Origin of the sequence: Streptomyces sp. YIM 130001 (assembly GCF_003574445.1) — a bacterium.
Taxonomy (GTDB): Bacteria; Actinomycetota; Actinomycetes; order Streptomycetales; family Streptomycetaceae; genus Streptomyces.
The window spans coordinates 56541-72119 of the sequence record NZ_KZ984572.1; the positions used below are offsets into that span (position 1 = coordinate 56541).

The following is a 15579-nucleotide window of genomic DNA, read 5'->3' on the forward strand; positions in this document are numbered from 1 at the left end:
CGTGCACGACACGACCGCACTGCTCATCGAACTGGGCGCCGTCATCCTCGGCCTCGGTCTCATCGGCCGGTTCGCCGGCCGGATCGGACTGTCTCCGATCCCGCTCTACCTGCTCGCCGGGCTCGCCTTCGGGCACGGCGGGCTGCTCCCGCTGGACGCCAGCGAGGAGTTCACGATGGTCGGCGCCGAGATCGGCGTCATCCTGCTGCTTCTGCTGCTCGGTCTCGAGTACACCGCGTCCGAACTGGTCACCAGCCTCAAGACGCAGTACCCGTCGGGTGCGGTCGACTTCTGCCTGAACGCACTGCCGGGTGCGGCGGCGGCACTGATCCTCGGCTGGGGCCCGGTCGGTGCGGTCGCGCTCGCCGGTGTCACCTGGATCTCGTCCTCCGGCGTGATCGCCAAGGTGCTCGCCGACCTCGGGCGGCTCGGTAACCGTGAGACCCCCGTCATCCTCGGTGTCCTCGTCATGGAGGACCTGGCGATGGCGGTCTACCTGCCGCTGCTCACCGCTCTGCTGGCCGGGGTCAGCCTCGCGGGCGGCAGCCTGGCGCTGCTCATCGCGCTCGGCACCGTCGGCCTCGTGCTCTATCTCGCGCTGCGGCACGGCCGGTTGATCAGCAAGGCGGTCTCCTCGGACAACCCGGAGATGCTGCTGCTCGTCGTGCTCGGCCTGACCCTGCTCGTCGCCGGTATCGCGCAGGAGCTGCAGGTCTCCGCCGCGGTCGGTGCCTTCCTGGTCGGTATCGCGCTCTCCGGTGAGGTCGCCGAGGGCGCGCGCAAGCTGCTCACGCCGCTGCGCGACCTGTTCGCCGCGGTGTTCTTCGTCTTCTTCGGGCTCTCCACCGACCCCGCGGCGATCCCGCCGGTCGTGCTGCCCGCGCTGCTCCTCGCCCTGATCACCACCGGCACGAAGATCTACACCGGCTGGTTCGCCGCGAAGCGGGCCGGTGTCGGCCCCCGCGGCCGCCTCCGGGCCGGCGGCACCCTGGTCGCCCGCGGTGAGTTCTCGATCGTCATCGCCGGTCTCGCGGTCGGCGTGGAGCCCCGCATCGGGCCGATCGCCACCGCGTACGTGCTGCTGCTCGTCATCATCGGCCCGCTGGCGGCCCGTTGGACCGAGCCGCTGGGCCGCAAGTTCCTGAAGCTCGACGCGAAGGGCGGGCCCGCCGGGGCCGCCAAGGCGCAGCCGCTGCCCGCCGACGGCGACCCGCTGGCGAAGGAGAGCGCGGTGGCTGCGGAATCCGGTGGCGCGGAGGCTGCAGTGGGTGCCGAGTCCGGTGCCGCGGAGTCGGCCCGTAGCGAGTCCGCCCGTACCGAGTCGGCCGCCGCCGAGGTCGCGTCCGAGGTCGCGTCCGAGCGGGAGCCTGCCGCGGAACGCGCTGCCGTGACTTCCGCAGGCGAGCAGGACGGTGCCGGGGACTCGGCCACGCGGTCGTCCTCCACCACCGGTTCCTCCGGGGGCGGTTCCGGCTCCTGACGGAGGCCGAAGCCGATGCTCAAAGGCCCTGCGCCGCCTTCCCCGCGAAGGCCGGCGCGGGGCCTTTCGCTGTCTCCGCGGATGTCACCGGCTGATGACACCAGGCATTAAGAACCCGTAAAGATTGCCGGATCACGGCAATGTGCCGAGGTCCTCCCGGATGTCAGGATGGACCTGCACAACCGGGGGACGAATCCCGGATGCCGGGTTACGGAAGCGTAGCCCGGCATCCGGATCCCGTCCGGTCGCCCGCAAGGGAACCGCAGGGGGCGAACCGTAGTCCCTACAGATGCAGCACAGCGCACAAGATCGACGGCCGAACCGGGGGGTGAATCCGATGAACGAGTTCTTCGACGCAGCGCTCGGTTTTCCGGCCGCTCTGTTCACGGCGGCTCTCGTCGTGGTCGTCTGCTTCTGGCTCCTGGTCCTGCTCGGGGCCTGCGAGCACGACTCCTTCGACGGTGACGTCAACACCGGTGCCGCGGGCCTCGGGGGCGTCCCGGTGGCCATCACGGCCTCCCTGGTCATCACCGTCGCCTGGGGACTGAGCCTGACCGGCTCGGTGCTTGTGGAACGCAGCGCCGCCCAGGGAACGCTCCGCCAGGCACTCTCGGCCGCCGTCCTGGTCGTCGCGCTGCTGCTCGCCTGGGCCGTCACCCGGATCCTGCTCCGCCCGCTGCGCGCGCTGTTCCCGGACGAACCCGAGCCGTCCCGGCTCGACTTCATCGGCCTCACCTGCACCGTGCGCACCTCGCGCGTGGACCAGTCCTTCGGACAGGCCGAAGTCACCGCCGCGGACGGCGCCGTCGCCCTGGTCCAGGTCAGGGTCGATCCGCACGCTGCGGACTCGGGACTCACCGCCGGCAGCACCGCGCTGCTCTACGCGTACGACGACGACGGCGAGTTCTTCTGGGCCGCGCCCTACGACGCGGAACTCGACCCGCGCCGCGGCCGGAACTCGGGCCTCGGCGGCCCCGCACTCGGCGGACCGCCCACCGGGAGTATCGAGTCCGTCCGTTCGCGCCCGCCGCGAACCGGCCTCGGCCGGTCCGGACCCGAACCGGCCTGACCGCGCCGCCCGCACACGGGGCGCAGCCACCCGTCGCACCTACCGAGCCGACGTCAAGCACTCCGTCATCTGTCGCACCCCCGACAGCGATTCACCTTCCGCTCACGAGGCGTCGCACGCCGGCGCCTCCGGCACTCTAGGACTCCCATGGACGCCATCTCCTTGGGCATCGGCGTGACGATCGCCGTTGGCCTGCTGCTCGTGATCGCCCTTCTCTTCACCGTCACCCGGCTCTTCCGCAAGGTCGAGCAGGGCAAGGCGCTGATCGTCTCCAAGATGCGCAAGGTCGATGTGACCTTCACCGGACAGGTCGTCCTGCCGGTGCTGCACAAGGCCGAGATCATGGACACCTCGGTGAAGACCATCGACATCGCGCGGACCGGCCACGACGGCCTGATCTGCCGGGACAACATCCGTGCCGACATCCGCATCTCGTTCTTCGTACGGGTCAACAAGACCGTCGAGGACGTCATCCGTGTCGCCCAGGCCATCGGCACCGCCCGGGCCAGCGACAAGGAGACGCTGCAGGAGCTGTTCAACGCCAAGTTCTCCGAGGCGCTGAAGACCGTTGGCAAGCAGATGGACTTCACCGACCTGTACACCAAGCGGGACGAACTCCGCGACCGCATCATGCAGTTGATCGGCACCGACCTCAACGGCTACAGCCTCGAGGACGCGGCGATCGACTACCTCGAGCAGACACCGCTGGCCCACCTGGACGCCAACAACATCCTCGACGCCCAGGGCATCCGGAAGATCACCGAGCTCACCGCCGTGGAGCACGTACGCACCAACGAGTTCCAGCGCCACGAGGAGAAGGAGATCACCCGGCAGAACGTCGACGCCCGGGAGGCCATCCTGGAGCTGGAACGCCGCCAGGCCGACGCCGAGATCAAGCAGAAGCGCGAGGTCGACACCGTGCGGGCCCGCGAGGAGGCCGAGACCGCACGGGTCGTCGAGGAGGAGCGGCTGCGCGCCCAGACGGCGTTCCTCACCACCGAGGAGCGGCTCGGGGTGCAGCGCGAGAACCAGGCGCGCGAGGTCGCGGTGGCGGCCAAGAACCGCGAGCGCGTCATCGCCATCGAGAACGAGCGCATCGAGAAGGACCGCCAGCTCGAGGTCATCGCCCGTGACCGGGAGACCGAACTGACCCGTATCTCCGCCGACAAGGAGGTGGAGACGGAGCGGCGCGACATCGCCGACGTGATCCGCGAGCGCGTCGCCGTCGACCGTACGGTCGCCGAGCAGGAGGAGTCCATCAAGAAGCTGCGGGCCACCGAGGAGGCCGAGCGCAACCGGCTGCAGGTCATCATCGCCGCGGAGGCCGAGGCGCAGGAGAACCTGGTCAAGGACATCAAGGCGGCCGAGGCCGCCGAGACGGCCGCGGGCCACCGCGCCGCCGAGGAAGTCACCCTGGCCGAGGCCCGGTTGAAGTCCAGCGACCTGGACGCGCGCGCCAAGCTGCGGCTCGCCGAGGGCATGCAGGCGGAGGCCGCGGCCGAGGGCCTTGCCCTGGTGCAGGTGCGCGAGAAGGAGGCCGACGCGATCGAGAAGGCGGGCCGCGCCGAGGCCGAGGCGACCGAGGCACGGATGCGTGCGGAGGCCGCGGGAAGCCGCGAGAAGGCGCTGGCCGAGGCTGCCGCGATCGGCGAGAAGCTGAAGGCGGAGGCCGAGGGTCTCACCGAGAAGGCCGCCGCGATGGCCGCGCTCGACGAGGCGTCCCGCACGCACGAGGAGTACCGGCTGCGTCTGCAGGCCGAGAAGGACGTACGTCTCGCCGGTCTCGACATGCAGCGGCAGGTGGCCGAGGCGCAGGCCACGGTGGTGGCGACCGGTCTGGAGAAGGCCGACATCTCCATCGTCGGCGGCGAGTCCGTGTTCTTCGACCGGATCGTCAACTCGATCTCGCTCGGCAAGGGCGTGGACGGGTTCATGCAGAACAGCGAGACGGCGCAGACGCTCGCCGGGCCCTGGCTGGACGGGAGCAAGGACTTCACCGAGTCGCTGACGTCGGTGCTCGGGTCCGTGTCGACGGGGGACGTGCAGAACCTGACCGTGTCCGCGCTGCTCATGAAGTTGATGAACGGGGGAGGGGCGCAGGCCTCCCAGGTTCGTGAACTCCTCGATAAGGCCGGTCAGTTGGGGATTGCGGAGATGCCGATCGCGGAGCTGAACGGGGTTGCCGCGAAGTGACCTCCGGTCCGGGTGGGCCGGGTTGAGCCGGGGACCGGAGCTGCCGCACGGGGGGCGGCGGGTCCGGTCCCCTTCGGGGCGCGTGCCCCAGGCCCGCACCTTCCCGAAACCGGGGCATCGCCCCTGGACACCCTTGTCCTCGAACTCCCCCCGGACTCCGTCCGGGGCGACCCCCGGACGGGCTGAGACCCCCGGGACGGGCTGGAAACAAGGAGCTATTCACCATGACCACCACCGTGGACGCCGGCACCTACGAGGTGCTGCGGGACCGGCTGGTCGCGCAGGCCAAGGAACTGGCCGATCGTGCCGGACAGTTGAACGTGCGCCGGACCGAGGAGTTCGGGTCGGCCGAGCTGAAGCTCGTCGGGACCGAGCGGCTGCGGACCGAGCACAACTCCGTACCGCGCGACATCCTCGCCGTCGGTGACGTCCTGCTCTTCGGCTACAACGTCCACGCGGGCGTCCGGCCCGAGACCACCGTTGCCGACGTATTCGCCCTGCACGACCGCGAGTTGGAGCCACTGCCCGCGGACGCCGTGCCGGGGCTGCTCGACGACCCGGCGTTCCGGCGGGAGTTCGAGGCCCTCTACCGCTACTACCGCGAGACGCGGCTGATGCAGCTGCGGCACGTCGACGGCAAGGTGCTCGCCGTCTTCCGCACCGGTGAGCGCGCCGCGGACATCCGGGTGCTGCGCTGGGCCGTCGGCACCGACGGCACGGCGACGTTCCTGGACGCCCGGGGCGAGCGCGACCACGTCTTCCCGGACTCGCACGACTTCGACTGGACGCCCGCGCCGCGCGAGGCGCACGTCCTCGGCCGGCACCCGCACATCTCCATCGGCGACGAGGTGTTCGTCTCGGCCGTCGGCGGGGCGCTGACCGTCAAGCTCGACAACGACACCGAGACCGACGAGGGCATCCACTCCGAGCCCGTCGACGAACCGCTGCAGTCCCTCGCCGACGCGAGCGTCGAGCACGCGCGCGTGGGCCCGCTCCTGCTGCTGCGGATCCTGCCGTACAAGGAGAAGCAGCACCGCTACCTGGTGTTCAACACGCTCACCAAGGGTGTCGTCCGCCTGGACGGCATCGGACAGGCCTGCCGCCGCCTGCCCGAGGACCAGGGCATCGTCTTCCCCGGCGGCTACTACATCGCCGCCACCGGCTCCGCGAAGACCTTCGACACCGACACCGCCGACCTGGAGTACGAGCGCACCGTCCGTTCGCCCAACGGCGAGGACGTGCTCTTCGCCTTCCACGCCCGCGAGGCCGGCCGCACGCTGCTCCTGCCCTACAACGTGATCCGCAAGGAGGTCGCGAGCCCGCTGTCCTGCCACGGGTACGCGGTCTTCGACGACGGCACCCTGTTCGTGCTGCGCGCAGGCGACGACGAGCCGGCGCGGGTGCATCCGCTGCAGGTGTGGCAGTCACCGTTCGTGTCGGACACCTACGCCGCGGCCACGCCCGCCGGCTCCGGTCCGCTCGCCCGGATCGGCAACGCCGACCTGGTCCGCGGCATCTCCGACTCGCTGTCCGTGGCCCGCGCCGTCACCGAGACCACCCCGACCGCCGAGGTCTACGACGCGCTCGCCGCCTCCTGCGTACGGGCACTCGACCAGTACCACTGGATGTCCGACCCCGAGGCGGGCGGGCTGCTCGAGCCGCTGACCGGCATCCGGGACACCGCCCAGCAGGTGCTCGCCGAGTTCGAGACCGTGCAGTCGCTGACCCGCGAGGCCGCGGGGGCGCTCACCGAGGCCGCCGAACAGCTCACCGCCCTGGTCCGCCGGGTGCGCGGAGAGAGCCCGCGCAGCGCCGACGTCTGGGTCTCCCAGCTGACCGAACTCCGGCACGCGCAGGGCCATCTGCTCACCCTGAAGGAGATGCGGTACGCCGATGTCGAGCGTATCGACGAGCTGTCCGACGGTGTCGAGGCGGACATCGCCTCCACCGCGGGCCGCGCCATCGAGTTCCTGCGCCGCGACGACGCCTTCGACGACCAGCACGCCGAGGTCGCCCGCCTCACCGAGCAGGCCGCCGGACTCGCCACCGTCGCCGAGGCCGAGCCGGTCGCCGCCCGACTGGACGAGCGCACCGAGGGCCTGCAGATCCTCACCGAGACCGTAGCCGGGCTCGACATGGGCGACGCCACCGTGCGGACCGCCGTGCTGGAGCGGATCGCCGAGGTCCTCGGCGGAGTCAACCGTGCCCGCGCCACCCTCGACGCCCGCCGCCGCGAACTGCGCGGCCAGGAAGGCCGAGCAGAGTTCGCCGCCGAGTTCGCGCTGCTCGGGCAGGCCGTCACCGGGGCACTCGCCGCGGCCGGCACCCCCGAGGCCTGCGACGAGCAACTCTCGCGTCTGCTCCTGCAGTTGGAGAATCTGGAGTCCCGGTTCGCCGAGGACGACACGTTCCTCGGCGAGCTCGCCGACCGGCGCAGTGAGATCTACGAGGCCTTCTCGTCCCGCAAGCAGACCCTGCAGGACGCCCGCGCCCGGCACGCCGAGCGGCTCGCCGAGTCCGCCGTCCGCGTGCTCGACACCGTCACCCGGCGCGCAGCGACCCTGCCGGACCAGGACGCGGTCGCCACCTTCTTCGCCTCCGACCCGATGGTCGCCAAGGTCCTGCGCACCGCCGACGAGCTGCGCGAACTCGGCGACCAGGTAAGGGCCGAGGAGCTGGCGGGGCGGATCAAGTCGGCCCGCCAGGAGGCCACCCGCGCGCTGCGCGACCGCACCGAGCTGTACGCGGACGGCGGCGACACCATCCGTCTCGGCCGGCACCGCTTCGCCGTCAACACCCAGCCGCTCGACCTGACCCTGGTCCCCTCCGGCGACACCCTGGCGTTCGCCCTGACCGGCACCGACTACCGCGCCCCCGTCACCGACCCCGGCTTCGCCGCGACCCGCCCGTACTGGGGCCGCTCGCTGCCCTCCGAGACCGCGGAGGTGTACCGGGCCGAACACCTGGCGGCCCGGCTGCTCGCCGAGCACGGCCACGAGGCGCTCGCGGCCGCCGACCTGCCGGTCCTGGTGCGCGAGGCCGCCGAGGCGGCGTACGACGAGGGCTACGAGCGCGGGGTGCACGACCGGGACGCCACCGCGATCCTCACCACCCTGCTCCGCCTGCACGCCACCGCCGGCCTGCTGCGCTTCCCCGCGCGCGAACGCGCCGCCGCCCAGCTGTACTGGGCACACGGCACCACCGACGACGAGCGCACCGCACTCACCCGCCGCGCCGTCTCGCTCGCGCGCGCCCGTGAAACCTTCGGCCTGGCCCCCGCGATCGATGAACTGACCGCCGAACTGGCCCTGTCCCTCGGGGAATTCGCGTCCACGCACCAGATCGCCGACGCGGACCCGGCGCTCGCCGCCGGCTACCTCTTCGAGGAACTCACCTCCGAACAGGCCGGGTTCGTCACCGGCGCACCCGCCCGCGCACTCCTCGACGGCTTCCGCGCCGCGCTCGCCGACAAGTCCGAGGGTTACGACGCCGACCTCGTCTCGCTCGCCACCCTGCGGTCCCGCCGCCAACTCGTCGACGGATGGCTCGCCTCGTACGCCGCGACGCTCGACCCCACGGCCGACCCGGGCGACCTCGCGGAGGCCGCGGCCGTCGAACTCTGCCCCGATCTGGAGCGGTACGCGCCGGACGCCCCGCTCACCGCCACGGTCGACGGACTGCTCGGCGCGCATCCGAGGGTCGAGGGCGGCAGCCTCGCGGTACGCGTCGACGAACTCCTCACCCGTACCGCCCGGTTCAGGTCCGAGGACGTGCCCGGCTTCCGCGCCTACCAGCGCCGCCGCACCGAAGTGGTGGACGCGGAGCGGCGCCGGCTTCGCCTGGACGAGTTCCGTCCGCGCGTGATGTCGTCCTTCGTCCGCAGCCGCCTCATCGACGAGGTGTATCTGCCGCTGATCGGCGACAGCCTCGCCAAGCAGATCGGCGCAGCGGGCGACAGCAAGCGCACCGACACCGGCGGCCTGCTGCTGCTCGTCTCACCGCCCGGCTACGGCAAGACCACCCTCGTCGAGTACGTGGCGGACCGCCTCGGCCTGGTCCTGGTGAAGGTCAACGGCCCCGCCCTCGGCCACGACGTCACCTCGCTCGACCCCGCTCAGGCGCCGGACGCCACCTCCCGCCAGGAGGTGGAGAAGATCAACTTCGCGCTCGAAGCCGGGAACAACACCCTGCTCTACCTGGACGACATCCAGCACACGTCGCCCGAGCTCCTGCAGAAGTTCATCTCGCTCTGCGACGGGCAGCGCCGCATCGAGGGTGTCGTCGACGGTGAGAGCCGCACCTACGACCTGCGCGGAAAGCGGTTCGCGGTGTGCATGGCCGGTAACCCGTACACCGAGTCCGGGCAGCGATTCCGCATCCCCGACATGCTCGCGAACCGGGCCGACGTGTGGAACCTCGGCGAGGTCCTCACCGGGAAGGAGGACGCTTTCGCGATGAGCTTCGTCGAGAACTCGCTGACCTCCAACTCGGTGCTCGCCCAGCTCGCCGGCCGCGACCGCGCCGACCTCGACCTGCTCGTCCGCCTCGCCGAGGACGACCCGACGGCCCGCCGCGACCGCCTCACCCATTCCTATCCGCCGGCCGAACTCGACCGGATACTTCGCGTGTTGAGGCATCTGCTCGCAGCCCGCCGCACCGTCCTCGCGGTCAACGAGGCGTACATCGCGTCCGCGGCCCGGACCGATGAGAGCCGCACCGAGCCGCCGTTCCAACTCCAGGGCTCCTACCGCAACATGAACAAGATCGTGGCCCGTATCGACCCGGTCATGAACGACGAGGAGCTGGCCGCCGTCCTCACCGACCACTACGCCGGCGAGGCCCAGACCCTCACCTCCGGCGCCGAGTCCAATCTGCTGAAACTGGGGGAGCTGCGCGGGACGTTGACCGCCGAGCAGGCCGAGCGCTGGTCCGCCGTCAAGTCCACGTACCAGCGGGGCCAGGCCCTGGGCGGCCCGGAGGAGGACCCGACGGTCCGTGCGGTCGCCGCCCTCGTCCTCCTCGCCGACCGCATCACCGCCGTCGAGACCGCCATCACCCGGGCCACCGACCCCCGCCACCTGCTCGCCAACCCCGAAGCACGGCATGCCGTGCCGCGCAACGGCGCGGGGCCGGCGCTCGGCGGAGGCTCTCGCGAGGCCGATGTGATCTAGAGGTCCGGGAGCGGGGCCACCGCCTCAAGCGGCTCAACAGGCCGGCAGATACGGGTAGTTCGGCGGTGCAGGAGGTGGCCTCAGGTCACGGCGAGGCGGTCCACCAGCAGTTCCACCCTCGGTTCGATGTCTGCCGGCGGCAGCCGTCCCGCTCGGGTCAGGGTGGCCAGCCCGTGCAGGGACGCCCAGAACGTTTCGGTGAACAGCCCCGGGTGGACGCCGTCCCCGGCGACCTCGCCGAGAGTCTCCAGCAGTGCGGCGAAGGCGTCCTTCAGCGGCTCGGGCGTGTCCTCGTGTGCGAACGCCAGGCCGCCGTCGAGCTGGAAGATGGCGTCGTAGACCGCCGGGTTGCGTGCGGCGAAGTCGAGGTAGGCGCGGGAGAGAGCGGTGACCCGGGCGCGCCGGCCCTTCGCGGCGGAGGCCGCGGCCCGCACCGCCGCGGCCAGCTCGGTGGCGCCGTCGAGGGCGACGGCGCCGATGATCTCCCGCTTGCCGCGGAAGTGGCTGTAGAGGACGGGTTGGCTGTACTCGATGCGCTCGGCGAGCCGGCGGGTGGTGACCGCGTCCCAGCCCTGCTGCTCGGCGAGCTCGCGGGCCGTCGCCACGATGAGCCGCTCCCGGCTGGCCCGCTCACGCTGCTTGCGTTCCTGTACCGACATGATGCGAATCTAGCATCGCTAGACAATCGAGCGATAGCAGTACTAGCGTCACCTCACCGGCTAGCGATGCTAGATATTTGGAGGGGTCGTCATGCTCGACGCACTCGAGGTCGTCACCACCGTGGTCGTCGGCCTGATGGTGGGGGTGGAGTTCTCCGTCGCCTTCGTCATCAACCCGATCCTCAACGCCCTCCCCGACGACAGCAGGGTGCAAGGCCAGGCACACGGAGGCCGGATGCTCGGCGCCGTGATGCCGGTCTGGTACATCGGGTCGCTCGTCCTGGTCGGCGTCCGGGCTGCCGCCGGATGGGACCGCCAGGGCACCGGCCTCGTCGTCACCGCCGCGGCGCTGCTGCTGGTGAGCGTGATCATGTCGGTGCTGCTGCTCGTCCCGATCGCCAACCGCGGCAAGACCTGGACCCCGGAGAACCGTCCCGAGGACTGGAAGGAGCAGACGGGTCGCTGGGACCGCCTGCACTACGTCCGGGTGGCCGTCATCGTCACCGCGTTCACGCTCCTGGTCGCGGCGCTTGTCTGACGGGGGCCTCTTGCGCGGCTGGGGAGTTGTCCGGCTTGGAAGCGGGCGTGACGACGACCCCGTGCGGCGCTCGTGGTGGGCGTGGTGCGGGGCTCGTGCGCTGGTGGCGCGCGGGGGCGATGCCCACGTGGCGGGTGAAGTGCCGGTTCGGCCGGGCCTGATCGTGCAGGCCGACGGTCGCGGCGACCTCGGCCGGGCGCAGACCGTCCTCGACGCGGGTGGCTCGACCGGCTCGACCGGCCTCATGGCCGAGCCGGCCGAGCCCCTCGGCTGAGCGTGCGCGACGAGCGGCCGGCGGTCACCTCGGCGGACCGGGGATCTCCTGCTTCCTGGTGTTCTGGAACGAGGCGAACCGCCACCGCTCCGCCTGTCGCACGGCCGTGAAGCTGACCACCGACGCCTGTCCGGCCAGGCCGCCCGCACTCAGGACGAACGCCACGTCGGGCGCGAGGAACCGGACGCTCGCCCCGCCGTCGTCCGCCGCGGCGCTGTTGCTCAGCTTCGTGCCCTTGAGCGGCCCGGCGAACAGGAAGCGGTGCGACTCCTCGATCGCCTCGCGCCCGCTGCTGTGCGACCCGAACCAGGTCACGTAGTCGGCGTCCTCGGTGAAGAGGTCGGCGTAGGCGGTCGCATCACCCGCGTTCCACGCAGCGGTCATGTCCTGCAAAAGTCGGTGTACGTGAAGCTCGTCGCGGCTCCGCACGCGGTCGGACATCGATCCACACTCCTCTGCCAGGTCGTTGGTCGCTCTTCGGTCGCTCTTCATTCGCTCTTCTCGCCCGGCTCGTCGGGCTCGTCCCCGGGCATCGGCATGAGTTCGGCGAGGTTCTCCGGCCAGCTCAGCGCGTCATCGTCCAGATCGCTCAACAGGCCGCGCGTCCAGTCCAGTTCGGCCCCGATCCGGCTCTGCTCGTACTCCAGCTCGACGAGCAGCACCCGGGGCAGACGCACGCTGAGCGTCTTCAACTGCTCGCGTGCGGTGGTGAGTTGCCCCTCAAGCCCCGCCACCCGCTCGCCCAGCGCCGCCCGCGCCCCCGCCACCGGCAGGCAGCCGATGAACGACAACGCCGCATGGAACAGCGTCGCGTCCGCATCGGGCGTGGCCAGCAGTCGATGGACCCGCGAGCCCAGCTCGGCCCGCCCTTCGCCGGTGAGTCGATAGGTGATGCGCTCCGGCCGGTTCCCGTCCTTGCTGGTGCCGGTCGACTCGATCAGTCCGTCCCGCACCAGCCGCTCGACCGCGTGATACATGCTCCGCGGCAGCCCGGTGACGAAGTCCTTGTGCGTGTCCAGGATCAGCCGATGCATCTCGTACGTATGCCGGGGCCCCTGCAGCAGCAGGGCCAACACGGTCACCGCCACCAGATCCCGCTCACTCTTCCGCAGCCGCACCATGCTTCCTCCCTCGCTAGTATATTGCAGTCTGCACTATGGCAGATTGCAATACAAGGGCGAGGGGGCGCTCGGGGTCAGGGGTGACCCGACGGCAGCTGTGTACGCCGGCGGGGGTGGCTGCAGATCGCGCACGAGGCGGGTCGTGCGGCCAGGTCAGTGGCCCGTGGGCTCGACCGCGGTGATGCGCAGGCGCCCCTCGCCCAGTACCGGCGGACCGTAGGCGTAGGTGATGTGCAGTGCCGGGCAGTCCTCGAACGTCTCGCCGTCGATCTCGGTGACGTACTCGGAAGGTTCGCCGGTGGGGCGGCCGAGTCGCGGGTTCTCGTCGAGCAGGAGGGCCAGGGTCCTGACGGCGTACGCGACTCCGGCGGCCACTTCCGCGCAGCGGTGGTGTATCTCCGGCGGGATGTCCACGGCCGCGATGGCTGGGCGCCTCTTTCGCGGCGCGGGGTTCTCGGCCCTGGCCTGCGCCGGGAAGTCGGAGTCGGACGCGATCGTGCGGGTTCGTATGAACGTCAGTGATGACGAGTTGGACGTGCCGGGGTGCGGAATGGGCGTGTATTCGGGAATCTCGTCGTCGGCGGGTGGTGAGGGCAAGGGGCGGGGCCTCCGGTTCGGCGGGGAGGGTGCGGCAGTCTATGGCTCGGGTCGGACAGGGGGTCCGGGTGGCTCGTCGGGCGTCAATCGTTCAGATGTACTGAATGGTGGTGGCGCTTTTTTTCGATGGACCTGGATGGATGAGGGCTGGCACCTTGGGGGCGCAGGGCCGTTCAGCCGGCCTGCGATGCAGTTGCCCGTCTCCCGCCCGCCCCCGCGCCGCTCCACGCGGTCAAGTACCGAGGAATTCATGGCAGTTGATACCGAGCCGCATGCCGGCTCCGCCGCGTCCGTCGCCACCACCACCGCCCGTGCCGAGTCTGCCGACTCCCCAGCGCCCGCCGGCCTCCGCACCTCCGCCCTCGTAGGTCTCCTGCTCGCCCTCGTCGCCACCGTCGTCTGGTCCGGGAGCTTTGTCACCAGTCGGGCGCTGCATGACACCGTGCCGCCGGTGCAGCACGCGTTCTGGCGCTGGATCATCGCCATCGTCGCGGTCGCGCCGTTCGCGGCCCGTGCCGCGTGGCGGCAACGGGCGCTGATACGGAGGCACTTCGGGTTCCTGAGCCTGGCCGCGTTCCTCGGCGTCGCCGTCTACAACACCCTCGTCAACCAGGCCGGCGTGACGACCCCCGCCGGCACCATGGGCATGATCATGGCGGCCTCGCCGGTCCTCATGGCGCTCGGCGAACGGCTCGGCGGTACTCGGCTCGGTGCCCGCCGGGTCACCGGGCTTGCGATCGCCTGTGCCGGAGTGCTGCTGCTCACCGTCGGCGGCGGCTCCGGCACGTCGCTCGGATCGGGCGCACTGTGGATGGCGGGAGCCGCCGTCAGCTTCGGCTCGTACAGCGCGCTGCTGCGCCGTCGCCCCGCCGAACTGGCCGGCTCCGTCGTCCTGTTGACGACCTTCGTCCTCGGCGCGCTGATGCTGGCGCCGGTCTACGCGGTCAGCCTCGCCACGCAGGGCGGCTTCCAGGTCACCACGGGCACCGGGCTGCCCCTCCTCTACGTCGGCGTCTGCTCCTCCGCCCTGGCCTTCTTCGCCTGGAACCGCGCCATCGCCGTCATCGGCGCCGCCCGCGCCGGCCTCGTCTACTACCTGCAGCCGGTCTGCGTGGCCCTGCTCTCGGCCGTACTCCTCGCCGAGACCACCGGCCCCCTGCAGTGGCTCTGTATGGCCCTGATCCTCGGCGGCGTCGCCTTCGGCACGACCACCACGCGCACGCGCTGAGGTGCCCGCTCCTCGTCAGATCGCTTCCTCCCACGTCGGCCAGTCCAGGAGGCGGGCGCCGATGACCGCGGTCTGGAGGGTGTAGCGGTGCAAGGGGTCCGAGGGGTCGGAGCCGGTGAGCTGGCGGATGCGGTCGAGGCGGTAGGTGAGGGCGCGGACGCTGAGGTTGAGGCGGCGGGCGGTCTCGGCGGCGACGCAGCCGGAGTCGAAGTAGGCGTTCAGGGTCTCCAGGAGCGGGCCCGGGCCGCCCCTGGCCTGGCGGAGCGGTCCGAGCGCACTGCTCACCAGGTCCGCCATGGCCTGGCGGTCGCGGGTGAGGACCGGGTAGACGAGCAGTTCGGCGACGCGCAGGACCGGGTCGTCGAGGTGCATGCGGTCGGCGAGATCCAGTACGCCGACGGCCTCCTCGTACGACTGGACGACGCCGCCCGCGCCGGGGTGCGCCCGTCCGATCGCCGTGCGGCCGCCGTCCGTCGCGTCGTGCGCCTGCTTCGCGAAGTACGTCAGTACGTCCCCCTGGTCGCCCGGGGCGATGCAGATGAGGCGGCCGTCCTTCGTGGTGAGCAGGATGCTCCGGTCCCCGAACCGGCCGTGCAGGGCGGCCTCCACGCGGCGGGCCACCGGGTCCGCCTCGTGGTAGCTGTCGGGGCCCTCCGCCACGGCGACGGCGTGGGCCAGGGAGAGGCGCAGGCCGAAGCGTTCGGCGCGTTCGACGAGGCTGCCCAGGTCGCTGCGGCCGTGCAGCAGGTCGTCGATGAACTCGCGCCGGGACCCCTCCTCCTGGCGTACGGCGAGGTGCTGGGCGCGTTCGTAGCCCTCGGCGAGCGCGTCGACGGCCTGCTCCACGGCAGCCAGCACGCGGTCCGCGGAGTCCTGGGCCGAGGCGGCGGGCGGCCAGCTCTCGCGGGTCGCGGCGAGGTGCTGGCTGATCAGGGCGCGGAGGCTGTGGCCGGCCTCGGCGGCCTGTTCGCCGACGACGCGGCGGGCCTTGAGCTCTTCACGGTTGAGGCGGCGGCCCGTACGGGCCACCTCCGTGAGCATGTCGGCGTAGCCGTCGAGGAACTCCTCGGGTATTTCCCAGCGTGGCATGGGGGACAGGATCCCAGACGGGGCCGCTTGCCGGCCGCCGCCCTCCGGACCGCGTCGACCCACCCGCCCCGACCGGGAAGACCGGCCGGGGCACCTTGATCCGTATTGCCGTACGGGGCACGCTCGTTGTGTGACTCATGTGCCTCCGCAGCCGTACCCA

Annotated in this window: 12 protein-coding genes; 7 read left to right on the plus strand and 5 right to left on the minus strand. The window is 71.4% G+C overall.

Annotated features, from left to right (window positions below; genetic code table 11):
• The first annotated feature begins 1 nt into the window (after window position 1).
• The 4 genes from DSC45_RS32400 (at window position 2) to DSC45_RS32415 (ending at window position 9913) form a co-directional block, all read left to right on the plus strand.
• The gene (locus tag DSC45_RS32400) at window positions 2–1480 is read left to right on the plus strand and encodes a cation:proton antiporter (protein ID WP_240434973.1); all 1479 of its coding nucleotides are present in this window, start codon (window positions 2–4) and stop codon (window positions 1478–1480) included.
• Window positions 1481–1817: 337 nt separating this feature from the next.
• Window positions 1818–2549, plus strand: a complete 732-nt coding sequence (locus DSC45_RS32405; RefSeq protein WP_240434974.1) for a hypothetical protein — start codon at window positions 1818–1820, stop codon at window positions 2547–2549.
• Between the two features lie 147 nt (window positions 2550–2696).
• On the plus strand, window positions 2697–4742 hold the full coding sequence (locus DSC45_RS32410; protein WP_119295591.1) for an SPFH domain-containing protein: 2046 nt from the start codon (window positions 2697–2699) through the stop codon (window positions 4740–4742).
• A gap of 224 nt (window positions 4743–4966) precedes the next feature.
• Window positions 4967–9913: a DNA repair ATPase gene (locus DSC45_RS32415; protein ID WP_119295592.1), complete on the plus strand. Its 4947-nt coding sequence runs from the start codon at window positions 4967–4969 to the stop codon at window positions 9911–9913.
• Window positions 9914–9993: 80 nt separating this feature from the next.
• On the opposite strand, the gene DSC45_RS32420 is transcribed toward DSC45_RS32415, so the two are convergent.
• A complete protein-coding gene (locus DSC45_RS32420; protein WP_119295593.1) occupies window positions 9994–10572 on the minus strand; it encodes a TetR/AcrR family transcriptional regulator in 579 nt (192 codons plus the stop codon).
• A gap of 91 nt (window positions 10573–10663) precedes the next feature.
• On the opposite strand from DSC45_RS32420, the gene DSC45_RS32425 reads away from it, so the two are divergent.
• Together DSC45_RS32425 and DSC45_RS35950 are read left to right on the plus strand one after the other, a co-directional pair.
• Window positions 10664–11110, plus strand: coding sequence for an anthrone oxygenase family protein (locus DSC45_RS32425; protein ID WP_119295594.1), 447 nt, complete (start codon window positions 10664–10666; stop codon window positions 11108–11110).
• A gap of 127 nt (window positions 11111–11237) precedes the next feature.
• Window positions 11238–11384 (plus strand): hypothetical protein, encoded by a 147-nt coding sequence (locus tag DSC45_RS35950; RefSeq protein ID WP_162929409.1) that lies wholly within the window; start codon window positions 11238–11240, stop codon window positions 11382–11384.
• A 24-nt stretch (window positions 11385–11408) separates the two neighbouring features.
• Here the strand turns inward: DSC45_RS35950 and DSC45_RS32435 are convergent, their stop codons facing one another.
• From DSC45_RS32435 to DSC45_RS32445, 3 genes are all read right to left on the minus strand, one after another.
• Window positions 11409–11876, minus strand: a complete 468-nt coding sequence (locus DSC45_RS32435; protein ID WP_346426693.1) for an SgcJ/EcaC family oxidoreductase — start codon at window positions 11874–11876, stop codon at window positions 11409–11411.
• Window positions 11873–12505, minus strand: coding sequence for a PadR family transcriptional regulator (locus DSC45_RS32440; protein WP_205571479.1), 633 nt, complete (start codon window positions 12503–12505; stop codon window positions 11873–11875). The genes DSC45_RS32435 and DSC45_RS32440 overlap by 4 nt, the downstream gene beginning before the upstream one ends.
• Before the next feature lie 153 nt (window positions 12506–12658).
• Complete coding sequence (locus DSC45_RS32445; protein ID WP_119295596.1) at window positions 12659–13102, minus strand: hypothetical protein; 444 nt, start codon at window positions 13100–13102, stop codon at window positions 12659–12661.
• Window positions 13103–13352: 250 nt separating this feature from the next.
• Here DSC45_RS32445 and DSC45_RS32450 point away from each other — a divergent pair, with 250 nt between their 5' ends.
• Window positions 13353–14330: a DMT family transporter gene (locus tag DSC45_RS32450; protein WP_119295597.1), complete on the plus strand. Its 978-nt coding sequence runs from the start codon at window positions 13353–13355 to the stop codon at window positions 14328–14330.
• 15 nt (window positions 14331–14345) lie between these two features.
• On the opposite strand, the gene DSC45_RS32455 is transcribed toward DSC45_RS32450, so the two are convergent.
• Window positions 14346–15419: a PucR family transcriptional regulator gene (locus DSC45_RS32455; RefSeq protein WP_119295598.1), complete on the minus strand. Its 1074-nt coding sequence runs from the start codon at window positions 15417–15419 to the stop codon at window positions 14346–14348.
• Between the last annotated feature and the right edge of the window lie 160 nt (window positions 15420–15579).

Bases quoted from the DNA above. Each gene is read 5' to 3' on its own strand.
- DSC45_RS32405 (WP_240434974.1), top strand. From the start codon at position 1,818: ATGAACGAGTTCTTCGACGCAGCGCTCGGTTTTCCGGCCGCTCTGTTC.
- DSC45_RS32410 (WP_119295591.1), top strand. From the start codon at position 2,697: ATGGACGCCATCTCCTTGGGCATCGGCGTGACGATCGCCGTTGGCCTG.
- DSC45_RS32415 (WP_119295592.1), top strand. From the start codon at position 4,967: ATGACCACCACCGTGGACGCCGGCACCTACGAGGTGCTGCGGGACCGG.
- DSC45_RS32420 (WP_119295593.1), bottom strand. From the start codon at position 10,572: ATGTCGGTACAGGAACGCAAGCAGCGTGAGCGGGCCAGCCGGGAGCGG.
- DSC45_RS32425 (WP_119295594.1), top strand. From the start codon at position 10,664: ATGCTCGACGCACTCGAGGTCGTCACCACCGTGGTCGTCGGCCTGATG.
- DSC45_RS32435 (WP_346426693.1), bottom strand. From the start codon at position 11,876: ATGAAGAGCGACCGAAGAGCGACCAACGACCTGGCAGAGGAGTGTGGA.
- DSC45_RS32440 (WP_205571479.1), bottom strand. From the start codon at position 12,505: ATGGTGCGGCTGCGGAAGAGTGAGCGGGATCTGGTGGCGGTGACCGTG.
- DSC45_RS32450 (WP_119295597.1), top strand. From the start codon at position 13,353: ATGGCAGTTGATACCGAGCCGCATGCCGGCTCCGCCGCGTCCGTCGCC.
- DSC45_RS32455 (WP_119295598.1), bottom strand. From the start codon at position 15,419: ATGCCACGCTGGGAAATACCCGAGGAGTTCCTCGACGGCTACGCCGAC.